Source organism: Paenibacillus hamazuiensis (genome assembly GCF_023276405.1).
GTDB classification, from domain to species: Bacteria; Bacillota; Bacilli; order Paenibacillales; family NBRC-103111; genus Paenibacillus_AF; species Paenibacillus_AF hamazuiensis.
The window spans coordinates 3,643,882-3,657,389 of sequence record NZ_JALRMO010000001.1 but is presented as its reverse complement, the minus strand read 5'-3'; the positions used below and the strand labels follow the sequence as shown (position 1 = coordinate 3,657,389).

General features: G+C 57.3%; 8 protein-coding genes. All 8 read left to right on the top strand.

Going from position 1 to position 13,508, the window contains the following annotated elements; all coding sequences use genetic code 11:
- The first annotated feature begins 132 nt into the window (after positions 1-132).
- On the top strand, positions 133-1,209 hold the full coding sequence (locus MYS68_RS16135) for an ABC transporter substrate-binding protein (RefSeq protein ID WP_248926817.1): 1,077 nt from the start codon (positions 133-135) through the stop codon (positions 1,207-1,209).
- A 74-nt stretch (positions 1,210-1,283) separates the two neighbouring features.
- Complete coding sequence (locus MYS68_RS16130; protein WP_248926816.1) at positions 1,284-2,384, top strand: ABC transporter ATP-binding protein; 1,101 nt, start codon at positions 1,284-1,286, stop codon at positions 2,382-2,384.
- Entirely contained in the window at positions 2,371-4,083 is a 1,713-nt protein-coding gene (locus MYS68_RS16125) for an ABC transporter permease (RefSeq protein ID WP_248926815.1), read from the top strand. The genes MYS68_RS16130 and MYS68_RS16125 overlap by 14 nt, the downstream gene beginning before the upstream one ends.
- Positions 4,084-4,249: 166 nt before the next feature.
- Positions 4,250-5,455 carry an extracellular solute-binding protein gene (locus MYS68_RS16120; protein ID WP_248926814.1) on the top strand — a complete coding sequence of 402 codons (1,206 nt, stop codon included), beginning with the start codon at positions 4,250-4,252 and terminating at the stop codon, positions 5,453-5,455.
- Between the two features lie 41 nt (positions 5,456-5,496).
- Complete coding sequence (locus tag MYS68_RS16115) at positions 5,497-6,351, top strand: protein phosphatase 2C domain-containing protein (protein WP_248926813.1); 855 nt, start codon at positions 5,497-5,499, stop codon at positions 6,349-6,351.
- Positions 6,352-7,258: 907 nt separating this feature from the next.
- Positions 7,259-7,777 (top strand): L,D-transpeptidase, encoded by a 519-nt coding sequence (locus MYS68_RS16110; RefSeq protein WP_248926812.1) that lies wholly within the window; start codon positions 7,259-7,261, stop codon positions 7,775-7,777.
- Between the two features lie 425 nt (positions 7,778-8,202).
- Positions 8,203-10,317, top strand: coding sequence for an efflux RND transporter periplasmic adaptor subunit (locus MYS68_RS16105; RefSeq protein ID WP_248926811.1), 2,115 nt, complete (start codon positions 8,203-8,205; stop codon positions 10,315-10,317).
- Positions 10,314-13,469: an efflux RND transporter permease subunit gene (locus tag MYS68_RS16100; RefSeq protein WP_248926810.1), complete on the top strand. Its 3,156-nt coding sequence runs from the start codon at positions 10,314-10,316 to the stop codon at positions 13,467-13,469. Before MYS68_RS16105 ends, MYS68_RS16100 begins: the two co-directional genes overlap by 4 nt.
- Positions 13,470-13,508 lie beyond the last annotated feature (39 nt).

Below are 13,508 nucleotides of genomic sequence, written 5' to 3'. Positions count from 1 at the left end.
CCGCATTGAGAGCGGTTACTCTTACAGGTATAGTAAAACTATCAGCGGCAAACATCGTCAATAACCGACATAAAACGACAACAATACGCCGCAAAGCTTACATCTCGACTACCTATGGGAGGGTCAACGAACATGAAAAAAGCGGTATCCGGCATTTTGGCTTCGCTTCTGCTCGCCGTTTCCATTACAGGATGCGGTTCGCAGCAGGCGGGGGGCGAAAACAAATCGGAAGGGACGGGCGGACAGCAGCCGGCGGCGCCACAGCAGGCGGCCCCGCAAAAAGGCGGCAAGCTGACGCTGTACTCGCCGAATGCGGCGGAAGTGAACAACCCGATCATCAAGGAGTTTCAGGAGCGCACCGGCATCGAAGTGCAGCTGATCTCCGGAGGCACCGGCGAATTGCTGAAGCGCGTTCAGGCTGAGGCGCAAAATCCGCTCGGGGACGTATTTTGGGCCGGCGGGGCGGATTCGCTCGAGGCGTACAAAAAATACTTCGAGCCGTACAAAACGAAAGAGTACGATAACCTGTCACCGCAATATGTGGACAAAAATAACGTATGGACGCCGTTTGCCGCACTGCCGATGATCATCATGTACAACAAGGAGCTCGTCAAGCCGGGTGAAGAGCCGAAAAGCTGGAACGACCTGCTCGACGCCAAGTGGAAAGGAAAAATCGCTTTCGCCGATCCGGCCAAATCCGGCTCCTCGTACACGCAGCTCGTAACGATGCTCGCCGCTAACGGCAAGGACGAAGTGGGCTGGGATTTTGTCAAGAAATTCGTGAAAAATCTTGACGGCAAGGTGCTTTCCGGCTCCGGCCTCGTCTACAAAGGCGTAGCGGACAAGGAATTCGCGCTCGGCGTCACGCTTGAGGAGGCGGCGCAGCGTTATGTGGAGGGCGGCGCGAAGGTCGGGATCATTTACCCGTCCGAAGGCACATCGGCCGTACCCGACGGCGCGGCCGTCATCAAAGGCGCCAAAAATATGGAGCAAGCGAAGCAGTTCATCGATTTCCTCGTCGGCAAAGACGTGCAGACGCTCATCCAGAAGGAATTCAAGCGCCGTTCCGTGCGCAAGGATGCGGAGACGATGCAGGGGCTGCCGCAGACGAAGGACATCAAGCTGGTGGAATACGATTTCGATTTTGCAGCGAGCCGCAAAGACGAGAACATCAAACGTTTCGGTAAAATCGTAACCGGACAAGAGTAAGCTGCAGCCGTTTCGGCGCCTTAATCCGACGTTAAGGCGCCTTTTTTTCGCACAGGATTAGGAGGAGGCACCCCATGCAAAGCATCGTATTTGATCATGTCACCAAATATTTCGGAACGAACAAAGCGGTTAACGACGCGCATTTTACGATCGAAGCCGGCGAATTTTTCACGCTGCTCGGTCCGAGCGGCTGCGGCAAAACGACGCTGCTCCGCACGATCGCCGGCTTTTACCGGCAGGAGGAGGGCAGCATTTTCTTCGGCGGCAAAAAGATGGACGACGTGCCGACGCATCAGCGCAACATCGGAATGGTGTTCCAAAACTACGCGATTTTCCCGCATATGACCGTGTTCGAAAATGTCGCTTACGGCCTCAAGGCGCGCAGCGTCGCGAAGCAGGATATTGAAAAACGCGTGATGGAAGCGCTGGAGATGGTCGAGCTGTCGCACCTCAAGGACCGCGTCCCTTCCGACATGAGCGGCGGGCAGCAGCAGCGGATCGCGCTGGCGCGCGCCGTCGTCATCCGGCCGGGGCTGCTGCTCATGGACGAACCGCTGTCCAACCTCGACGCCAAGCTGCGGGTGAAAATGCGCTCGGACATCCGCCGGCTGCAAAAGGAGCTGAACATTACGACGATTTACGTGACGCACGATCAGGAAGAGGCTCTCGCCGTATCCGACCGGATCGCCGTCATGAGCGAAGGCCGCGTGCAGCAGATCGCTTCGCCCGAGGACATTTACGCGTATCCGGCCAACCGGTTCGTCGCCAACTTTATCGGCACCTCGAACTTTTTAACCGGAAGCTGCGGCGCATACCGGAAGGACACCGGTGAAGCCGAGATCAGGCTGTCCGGAGCGGCCTTCAAGCTGCCGCTGGCGAAAGCGTACGAGGGCGGCGTGCTGTTTGCGATCCGTCCGGAGCGGATTCGCCTTCAGACGGAGCCGTCCGGGGAAGGACTCATCCCGGGCGTTGTGGAAACGGTCACTTTTCTCGGGGAAAAAGTGAGCTATCTCGTCAGACTGGACGACGGCTCGCTGCTCGATGTGCAGGAGCATGCCGTCCAGCCGCATCATTTGCGTCAGGAGAAGCAGCGCGTGTTTGTCAACCTGCAGCCGGGCAAAACGACGATGTTCGACGAAAGCGGCAAGGAGGTGCTTTACCGTGCAGCCTTCTAACGCAAGCGCAGTTTCCGGCGGCCCCGCCGTTCGCGGGAAAGCCGGATGGATGAGTGCGCTGAACGTGAAGCGGTGGGACTTTTGGGCGTGGGTGACGTTCGCGGTGTATCTGTTTTTGCTCGCGTTTATCGTTTATCCGCTCTTCTCGCTGCTGTGGAGCAGTTTTTTCAACGATAAAGGCGATTTCTCCATGGAGAATTACGCCAATTTCCTCAAGCTGAAATATTACTACAGCGCGCTGTGGAACAGCTTCAAGGTGTCGGCGCTGACGACCGTGTTTTCGATTCTGGTCGGCGTGCCGCTCGCTTACGTCATGACCCGCTACAACATCAGGTGCAAAGCTCTCATCCAGATCATGGTGATCATGTCGCTGTTGTCGCCGCCGTTTATCGGAGCTTATTCGTGGATTTTGATGCTCGGCAATAACGGCTTTTTGACCCGCTTCCTGCACGAGATCGGCATCCCGTTCTCGTCCGTATACGGCTGGAAGGGCATCGTGTTCGTATTCACGCTGCAGTTTTACCCGCACATCTTCCTGTACGTGTCCGGTGCGCTGCGCACGATCGACACGTCGCTTGAGGAAGCGGCGGAAAGCCTCGGGCGCAATGCGTTTCAGCGGCTGATGACGGTGACGCTGCCGCTTATTTTCCCGACGTTGTCCGCCGGGGCGCTGATGGTGTTCATGGCGTCGTTCGCCGACTTCGGTACGCCGATGCTGCTCGGCCAAGGCTTCAAGGTGCTGCCGATCCTCGCTTACGAGCAGTTTATCAGCGAGATGGGCGGCAATCCGGCGATGGCGAGCACGCTAAGCGTCGTCCTGATTTTGTGCTCGACGAGCATTCTTTTTATCCAAAGATATTTCGTCTCGCGAAAAAATTACACGATGACCGGCATGCGGACGCCGAAGGTGGAATCGCTGCGTCCTTTGCCGAAGACACTGCTGACGGCGGGAGCGCTGCTTGTCGCCTGCATTTCGATGATTCCGCAGGCAACGGTGATCGTCACCTCGTTCATCAAGACGAAGGGACCGGTATTTCACCCCGGCTTCAGCCTGAACAGCTATAAGGAAATTTTGTTCCGCGTGCCGAAGGCGATCGCCAACACGTACAGCTTTTCGGCCGTATCGATCGTCATCATGGTTGTTATGGGAATGTTAGTCGCTTACGTCCTCGTCCGCCGCAAATCGAAGCTGACGGCCGCGCTCGACAGCCTGCTCATGGTTCCTTACGTCATGCCCGGCACGGTGCTCGGAATCAGCCTGATCATCGCGTTCAACAAACCTCCGGTCGTTTTGACGGGAACCTGGATCATTCTGATCATCGCTTATGTCGTGCGCAAGCTGCCGTACACGATCCGCTCCAGCACGGCGATTTTGCACCAGCTCGACCGCAGCGTCGAGGAAGCGTCGATCAGCCTTGGCGTTCCGCCGATGAAGACGTTTTTCAAAACGACGGGCCGGCTGATGGCTCCGGGCGTTTTGTCCGGCGCGATCCTCAGCTGGATCACGACGATCAACGAGCTCAGCTCGACGATCGTGCTTTATTACGGAGCGACGGCGACGATTTCCGTGACGATTTACAGCGAGGTGTTCACGTCGAACTACGGCACGGGAGCCGCGCTGGCCTCAATCTTGTCGATCTCGACGCTCGTCTCGCTGCTCATCGCCAATAAGCTGAGCAAAAAAGGGCTTCAGCTGTAAGCTGTTAGGGCGGATTCTTTTTTGGACGAACGCTCTGCTGATGCTTGTCATTTTGCCGCCGGCGCCGGTTATCGCTCGCTGTTTATATAGCTGCTGAGTGCTGCCGCCCTTGGACATGCCGTGTTACAATGAAATCAAAGCCGCGGACACATCAAGGAGGGCAGCTATGAATCGGCGCATCTGGTTATACGTTTTGCTGGCGATCGTTGTTTTGGCGGCATCCGCCGCGTGGACGAAGGAGGGCCGTCCCTTGCCCGGCAAATCTGCGGAGGGGGAAAAGGCGGCCACCTTATCGATATGGGTTTATCATAAAGGCTGGGACGTCGTGCTGGCCGAGTTTCAGAAAAAATATCCGCAGGTCAATTTCGACTTGCGCACCTTCCGTTCGGCCGACCAGCTGTACAAAGAGCTGATGGCGTCGGTATCGGCGGGAGCCGCCCCGCAGCTTGCGGAGGTGCAAAGCTTTTACGGTGTGGCGGCGCTGGCGTCATCCGGTGCTGCCGTGCCGCAGCAGGGCGAGGCGGATCCGCGCAGTGGTTCCGCGCCGCTTGCCGCTTTTGCCGAGCCTTTCCGTTACGACGGCAAGCTGTGGGCAGCGCCGGTCGGCGGCAGCATTCCGGTGCTGTATTACCGGGATGATGCGATGCGAAGGGCGGGGCTGGAGCCCGTCGTTTCGCTCGACTGGAGCGATGTGGAAAAAGCCGCATCGCTTCCGGCCAAGGAAGGGGCGGAGCAGGCCAGGGGGCACTGGGGTCTCGCTATCGACACCGAGCTGCCGTGGTATTTGCAGCAAATCGGACCGTCCGAGGAGGAGTCCGTCGCGCTGTGGGAACGATGGGCGAAGACGCTCCGCATCATGCCGCCGCTGAGCCATCCGATGGCCGCGAGCGATTTTATCAACGGCAAGATCGGTTTGTTTGTCAGTTCCTCCGACCGGCTTCCGATGATCGAGCGGTATATCGGCGGAAAATTTCAATTTGATCTGAAGCGGCTCCCCGGAGCGGATTCGGCGGGTACGGTACCGGCGGCAACGGGGATCGCCATGATGCATTCGACGGCTGACAAGGAACAGGCGGCCCGCCGCTTGCTCGCCTTTTTGGACGAAGAGGCGTCGCAGACGATGATTTGGAGAAACATAGGCCTCATTCCCGCACGGGAAAGCGCAGTGCTGCGGGCCGGAGAGGAAGCGGGCGGCTCGCCGCGGGCACAGACGATCCTGGAATCGGTTAGCTCCTTGAAGCCGACCAGGCCGGCGGCGGACGACGAAGAACGGTGGCTGCGGCTCACGGAACGGCTGGAGCGGATCGAGCTTGAGGCAGGAGACGAAGCGACTGCAGAGCTTGCGGGGGATGCAGGCCGGGCGGGCGATTAGATTCGGATAGACGCACTCATGAAATATGGAGGAGAGCCGAAATGAACATAGAAACGATCTCGGTGCAAGGAACCGGGGAATGGAACGAGGACGCGCTCGTCGTTAACGAGCGGCTGAAGCTGTATGGGGTGCTGGACGGAGCCACTTCGCTCCAGCCATACCGCGGCCCGGGCGGGGAAACGGGAGGTTACCTGGCGTCGCGCACGATCAAGGAATACCTCGAATCGCTGAGCGAAGGGGACGTCGCGGAAACGAGCCTGAAGCAGCTCGCCGTGCAGGCGAACATCCGCCTCCGGCAAAAAATGGCCGACGCCGGCATCGATTTGACGGACAAAGCGGCGTTATGGACGAGCGGGCTTGCGCTCATTCGCGTGCGGGAGCATGCGATCGATTTCGCCCAAACCGGAGACTGCATGATCGCGGCCAAATACGAAGACGGCTCGGTCCGGACGATTTCACGCGATCATGTCGAGCATATCGACCTGCAGTCGAAGAAAATATGGCTGGAAGGCATCCGCAGCGGCATTACTTCGCGGGAGCAGCTGTGGAACATGGTGAAGCCCGTCATTTTGCAAAACAAATCGAAGATGAACACGCTCGAGGGTTACTCCGTCATCAGCGGAGAGCCGGAAGCGGCCGAGCTGGTCGAGTACGGCACGATCAACCGCATCCGGCTGGAGGCGCTGCTGCTCGTGACGGATGGACTGTTTTTGCCGAAGGAGACTGATCTTGCGCCGGCCGGAATGGACAGCCTCGTGGAGCAAATCGAAAGCCGGACGTTATCCGGCTACGCCGACTGGCTGATCAATCTGGAGCAGGACGATAAGGAATGCCAGCGGTATCCGCGGTTTAAAATATCCGACGACAAGACCGGCATTTGGCTCAAATTCGCCTAAGCGAAGCATCGTTTCCCCGATGGGGCAGCGATGCTTTTTGCTTTTCCGGGGAGGGGGACGAGGGCCTGGCGGAGTTTCCGGAATAAGTGTGCCTGCTTCTAGAGGCTGATGTGGGCGAACCTGCGGGTAAGCCGGCTCGGTCTGCCGATTCCCGGTTTAGCGGACATCGACCCGCGGACCTTATTTTGAAAAATCCGGCGATTCCGCTCGTCGCGCCGCAAGTAAAGCGTCTCCGGCATAAGTTTTGCGCGAGCAAAACGATGGCAGACGAACGCGAGCCCGCGGCATGCAGCCTCTCCCTGCGTCATCGCGCCGCAAGTAAAGCGTGTCCGGCATAAGATTTATTGCCTAACAGCAATAAATCGATGCCGGACAAACGCGAACTAGAAGCGAGCATGAACTCTGGCTGGCGGGTCCAGGGCGCTTGGGGCCAATGCTGTCAAGTTAAGCGCGACGATAACGGAACTGTAGTGCGCTAAATCGGTACATTTCAGGCATTTTTGGAAATTAGCGGAACTCAGGTGCTCTATTTGCCTGTTCGTCCGATATAAATACCGTTTTCCATCGATTTAGCGCATCTCAGTTCCTCTATTTTTCCGATGCAGCTATTTTTCCGGGAATAGCGAACGTGTATTCCGCTATTTTAATAAGCTGCTTATTTTAGAAGCAAGACCTGTCAAATTCAGATCACGATCCATCGAAAGCGTTAACCTGACAACATTGCGCTTGGGTGCCCGGGGTCCCCCCGGTAGGGGGATTTGATGGGAAAATAGACGATGGCGCCCATTTTCATTCCCCATTGTGACGCTCGGTCATCTTGTTTAGGGGGGCCTGTCATCGGGGATAAATTTGGTTTTTGGAGCGAAAACTAATGTTCATGAACCACTCGAGAAGGAAGGTTGACCAGTTGCATCGGAACGTTATTCGCGGCTTGCGGGTTGCCGCTGCCGCCGTCTTCATGTTGGTCTTCATTGTCGCCGGCCAAGCCTTTGCGGAGAAAGCTGCAGCAGCGCTGCCGGACAGGCCGGACGAGATGGAAGAAGGGGTCCACCTTGTCATCGATAAAAGTGCCAACCGGCTGACCGTTTTTTTAAACAATCATCCCGTCAGATCGTTTCCTGTCGCGACAGGACGCAGCAAGGCGCTCACGCCGTCAGGAGATTTCAGCATATCTACGAAAATCAAAAATCCTTGGTATATCCGCAAAAATATTCCCGGAGGCAGCCCGCGCAATCCGCTCGGTACACGGTGGCTCGGTCTTAGCGTTCCCGGTACAGGCGGATACACCTACGGAATCCACGGGACAAATAACCCGTATTCGATCGGCAGTCACGCCAGCTCGGGCTGCATCCGCATGTATAACCGGGACGTCGAATGGCTGTTCCGCCACATTCCGAAAGGAACTCGAGTTATCGTTAAAGAGTAGACGCCAGCGGACGCCGCAAGGCGTCTATTTTTGTAGCGGCTGTTCTCGAAGACTCGGGATCTGTCCTGCCCGGCGAATGCCGCTGTTCATAAACCGTAATGGTCGTGATAGAGCTTATTCAGCTCAAAATACTCATTTTCAAATTTTAATGGTTAATGTTATCGCATCCGATCGTTTCAGCGTGCCGGGAGAAGGTGCGCTCGGAAAACGACACGGGCCTCGCAGAGCGGCGTCGATTTGGGGGGATCCGACCTATGTTTTCACACTTTTTTTACATTTATATCATAGTTTTATCATTAATCTGCGCTATTTTGGGATAAGGTGGGCCTTTAGACCTTAAGCGCTGCGATCTTTTGCGATAAAAGGCGGGAGAAAGCGGTTACCCTCAGAAAAACCTTGTTGCTAGAGTATATGGAGGTATGAAGATGATACGGTGGATGAGAACGGTTCCGAAAAAGTGGGCATTTACCGCGGTCGCTGTCGTTGCGGCAGCCGCTGTGGCGGGCGCCGGCTACTCGGGATGGCTCGGGCCCAAGGCCAAACAAGGAGCGGCCCCACAGCAGCAACAGCAGCAGAGGGCGGGCGGAGCGCGGCAGTTTCCGGTGGAAACGCAAGTCGTGAAAATGGCGGAAGTATCGGGGGGACAGGTGTTTTCCGGCTCGATCTCTCCACAGTTCACGACGAATTTGTCCGCGAAGGTGACGGGCCGGGTTACGGATGTGATGGTGAAGGTCGGCGACCGCGTGAAAGTCGGGCAGCCGCTTGCCAAAATCGATACTTCGACGCTGGAGCAGACGCTTGCCTCCACGCAGGCCGACTTGGCGGCCAGCGAGGCGTCTTATCAGAAAGCCGTGAGCGATCAGGCGAACAGTGTGGCGACGGCGGAGAAAAACTACGCTTTGCAGCAAGCGAATTATGAAAAAAATATCGCCGACCAGTTGAACAATATAGCCAGCTTGAAGCAGCAGGTGGCGATCTCGCAGGCGAATTACAACAAGGCGGTCAACGATCAGCAAAACGCGATCGCTGCCGCGAAGCAGGCGGTCGCCGTTCAGCAGCAAAACCTGAGCAGCGCCCTGGCTACATACAATACGAACCTGACAAACGCGCTCAATTCGCTGAACGCCCAGCAGGACAGCACGCAGACGACGCAGGTGGGAGCGGGCAACAACCTCGCTTCTCTGCAGCTCGCTCTGCAGCAGGCGATCAAAGCTTACGATACCGCCATTGAAGGTGGCAGACAGTCGGATATCGACAATGCGCTGGCCAAGCTCCAATCGGCTCAGCTGGCGCTTGATCAAGCGCAGCAGACGACGCCGTCGTCCGTCGTTTCCGCGATGTCCGGCCTCATCAACGCGCAAAACGCGCTCGCTACGGCGCAAAACTCCCAGACGGTGCAAAACGCTCAGGAAAACTTGAATCAAAGTCTGGTTGCGCTCACCAACGCGCAAAATACGCTGGCCGTGACGCTGGAACAAAGCAAGCTTTCGCTGGAAAAGGACCAGCAGTCGCTCGCCAATGCGGAAGCGCTGCTGCAAATTAACCAGAATATCAGCAAGGCGACGCTGGCCCAGTCCGAGCAGGCGCTGCAAAACGCGAAATCGACAGACAGCCTCGCGGTAAGCAAAGCGCAGCTTGAGCAAAAACAAGTCAGTCTGAGCAACTTGATGGAGCAGCTGAAGGACGGCACGCTGCTGTCTCCGGTGGACGGCATAGTAACGGCGATCAACACGCCGATCGGGCAAAACGCCGGCAACGGCAGCAATATTATGACTGTAGCGGCGGTGGATCCGATTTTGGCGACCGTTAACGTGTCCGAAGCGAACATCGGGAAAATGAAGGTCGGCATGGAGATGAAAGTGAATGTGCCGACCTTGGGCAAGACGTACGACGGCGTGATCAGTGCGATTCGTCCGACGCTCGACGCCACGACGAAGTCCTACGGCGTAGATATTAAAGTGAACGATCCGAAGGGCGAGCTTCTGCCCGGTATGTTTGCGACGTCCAGCATGAAGAGCGAAGGAAGAACGGCTATCATGGTTCCCGCCGATGCGGTGCTCAGCCAGCCGAGCGGCAACGCGGTGTTCGTCGTTCAGGACGGGCGCGCGAAAAAGGTCAGCGTGAAGGTGGGCACCTTGACCAGCTCACTGTATGAAATCGTGAGCGGCCTCAAGGAAGGCGACGAACTTGTCGTCAAAGGCCAGGAGCTGCTCTCCGACAAGGCCGCCGTTCAGGTCGTCAAACCCGGCCAGGAAGGCCAGCAGGGAAATCGCCCGCAAGGTCAGCAAGGACAAAGCGGCCAAGGCCAGCAGGGCTCAAGACAGCAAGGTCAAAACGGGCAAGTGCAGCAAGGCGAAGGAACTCAAACGGATAATTCGAAAAAGCAGGAGAAGCAGGAAGAGAAAAAACAGGAGAGACAGCAGGAAAAACAGGCGGGAGCTGACAATTCCACCGGCGGCCAAAGGGGTGAAGGCGGACAGCGTTCCGCTGGAGCGGGCAGTACGGAAACCCAGCCTCAGAGAGCGGGTGCCGGCCAGTGAACTTAGCTAATTTTTCGGTAAACCGGCCCGTTACGATCCTGATGATGATGATCGCCCTCATCATGGTGGGCGGCATTGCGGCTCCGCTGCTTCCGGTCGATTTGTACCCGAATATGGACATCCCGACGGCCACCGTATCGGTGAGCTGGCCGGGGGCTTCGCCTGCGCAGGTGGAAAACCAGATCACCAAACGGATTGAAGCGTCAATGGCGACGCTGGCCAATGTGCAGTCCGTGACCTCAAACTCACGAACGGGATCAAGCAACGTCACGGTGACCTTCAATTTCGGCACCGACATCCAGGATGCGACGCTGACGATGCGGGACCGGCTGGACCGCGTGCGGCGGCAGCTGCCGACGGATGCCGACGCGCCGGTCGTATCGAAGGCGGATCCGAACAGCCAGCCGATCATGAACTTGTCGTTATCCGGCAAAAACGTCGACCTGGTCACGCTGCGCGATATCGCGGACAATACCGTCAGCCCCGCGGTGCAGCGCGTGGACGGAGTCGCTTCCGTCGGAGTTACCGGCGGCCGCACCCGGCAAATTCAGGTGCTGCTCGACCCGAACAAGCTGACGCAATACGGCATTTCCTTGAATACAGTGAGCACCGCGCTTGGCAACGACAACCAGTCGACGGATGCGGGTCTTATTTACAAAGGCGACCAGCTGGTACCGCTGCGAATCGACAGCGAGTTCAAATCGGCGGGCGAAATCGAAAAGGTGCAGGTGTCGATCGGCCGCGGGCAAACCGTCAATCTCGGAGAGCTCGGCAAAATCGTCGATACGTACCAGGACGTGACGTTCGAAGCGCGAAAGGACGGCGAGCCGAGCGTCGGTTTGTCGATTTTGAAGCAATCCGACGGCAATACGGTTTCGGTAGCGGACGGTGTCCGCAAGGCGATGGAAGATATTCAAAAGCAGCTGCCCGAGGGCGTTAAAATTGCAGTTGTCAACGATACGTCCAAATACATCAAAAGCTCGGTCAACACGGTCGTCGAGCATACGCTGCTCGGCGGCGGCTTCTCGATCATCATCCTGCTGCTGTTTTTGAACAGCATTCGGGCAACGCTGATCATCGGCGTCGTTATTCCGATTTCGGTTATCAGCACGTTCAGCATGATGTATTTCGGCCACCAGACGATCAACACGATTACGCTGGGCGGCCTTGCGCTCGGGCTCGGTTCCCTCGTCGACTTTGCGGTCGTCGTGCTGGAAAGCATATACCGCAAGAAGGAAGAGGGACTGGGGCCGATGGAGGCGGCCAAGCAAGGAGCGGCGGAAGTAGGCACGGCGGTGCTGGCGTCCGCACTCGCGCAAATCGCGGTGTTCGCACCGACTGTATTTATCAACGGTCTCGTCAAAAACTTCTTTGCGCCGATGGCGCTGACGGTCAGCTTTTCCCATATTGCCGCGCTGTTTGCGGCGATCACGCTCGTGCCGATGCTTGCATCCAAGCTGCTGACCAAACACCATGACGAAACGCTGCCGGAAGGCCGTTCGTACAATCCCGCGGTTTGGTTCGGACGCGGCGTGCAGCGGTTTACTAGAGGGTATGTCGCTGTTTTGAAATGGTCGCTCGGACACCGCTGGGTCATTATTGTTGTCACGGTGGGCCTGCTCGGCGGCAGCATCTTTCTGGCCAAGTTCATCGGCAACGAACTGATGCCGCGCACGGACGAAGGCAACCTGAACGTAAACATCAGCTTGGCGCAGGGCACCAAATTTGAAATTACGAACCAATTGACGACGGAAATCGAAAATAAAATCAAATCGCTGCCCGACGTTGAAACGATCTTTACGACGGTCGGCAGCGCCGGCGGCGGGGCGTTCCAATCCGCATCCACCAACAGCGGCAATATCAACGTGCAGCTGAAGCCGCTCGGCGAACGCAAGCTGAAAACCGAGCAGGTTGTCGAGCAAATTCGCCAAATGACGCAAGGGTATCCGGGAGCGCAGATCAACGTGGGCAGCCGCTCCTCCGTCCGTCTGCCGGGGCTCGGCGGAGGCGGCGGGGCCGATATCGTCGTCAATCTGAACGGACCGGACCTCGCGGTGCTCAGCAAGCTGGCCGATATGGTCGCCGAAGAACTGCGCGGCATGGAAGGCCTACGCAGCGTGCAAAACACGTTCGACCGCAGCATACCTGCTTACGATCTGACGATCGACCGCGATGCCGCGGCGCATTACGGGATTTCGACCCGCGAAATTATGACCGCGCTGCGGACGGCATACCAGGGCAACGTCGCGACGAATTATAAAGCGGGCGATACGCAAATTTCGGTGTTGGTCCGTTACCCGACGGAATTTACAAACCAGGTGGAAAATTTGAATCAGATCGTGCTGCTCTCCTCCAGCGGCGCGCAAGTGCCGCTCAGCGCAGTGGCTCATGTGGCTCCGGGCTCAAGCCCATCGCAAATCCGCCACATTAACCAGCAGCGTCTGACGACCGTGCAGGCTGCGGCCGCTCCTGGATATGCCGTGGGCGACCTGTCCGCCCAGGTCGAGGAGAGGCTGAAAGCGATCCAGCCGCCGGATGGCTACACCATCCAGCTGGGCGGCCAGCAAAACGATTCGAACAGCTCTTTTAAAAGCTTATACATGATGCTCCTGATCTCGATCGTACTCGTATACATGGTTATGGCGAGCCAGTTCGAGTCGCTATACGGCCCGTTCATCATCATGTTCTCGCTGCCGCCGACCTTGATCGGCGCCATCGTCGGGTTGTACGTCACCCATCGCACGATCAACATGAACTCAGTCATGGGGATGATCATGCTGATCGGTATCGTCGTAAACAACGCCATCGTACTTGTCGATTACACGAACCAGCTGCGCGCTCGCGGCATGACGCTCAGGGAAGCTTTGATTCAAGCGGGCCAAGTGCGGCTGAGGCCGATTTTGATGACAACCGCGACAACCGTTCTGGCGATGCTTCCGCTTGTCATCGGCTTCGGGGAAGGCGCCGAAGCGCAGGCGTCGATGGCGACGGTCGTCGCCTTCGGACTGACGATATCCACGATGGTTACGCTGCTGCTCGTTCCGGTCGTTTATACGTTGTTTGACGGATTTATCGATATTATCCGCAGTAAATTCAAGAAAAACCCGCCTCCATCTCTGCCTGCGGACACCGACCAGCCCGCAATTTCGTAGCATGCAGGCTAATTCAGAAGAAATGGAGGAAACAAGCAG

Excerpts from the sequence above, each read along its gene's own strand:
- MYS68_RS16135 (WP_248926817.1), top strand. The coding sequence starts at position 133 with ATGAAAAAAGCGGTATCCGGCATTTTGGCTTCGCTTCTGCTCGCCGTT.
- MYS68_RS16130 (WP_248926816.1), top strand. The coding sequence starts at position 1,284 with ATGCAAAGCATCGTATTTGATCATGTCACCAAATATTTCGGAACGAAC.
- MYS68_RS16120 (WP_248926814.1), top strand. The coding sequence starts at position 4,250 with ATGAATCGGCGCATCTGGTTATACGTTTTGCTGGCGATCGTTGTTTTG.
- MYS68_RS16115 (WP_248926813.1), top strand. The coding sequence starts at position 5,497 with ATGAACATAGAAACGATCTCGGTGCAAGGAACCGGGGAATGGAACGAG.
- MYS68_RS16105 (WP_248926811.1), top strand. The coding sequence starts at position 8,203 with ATGATACGGTGGATGAGAACGGTTCCGAAAAAGTGGGCATTTACCGCG.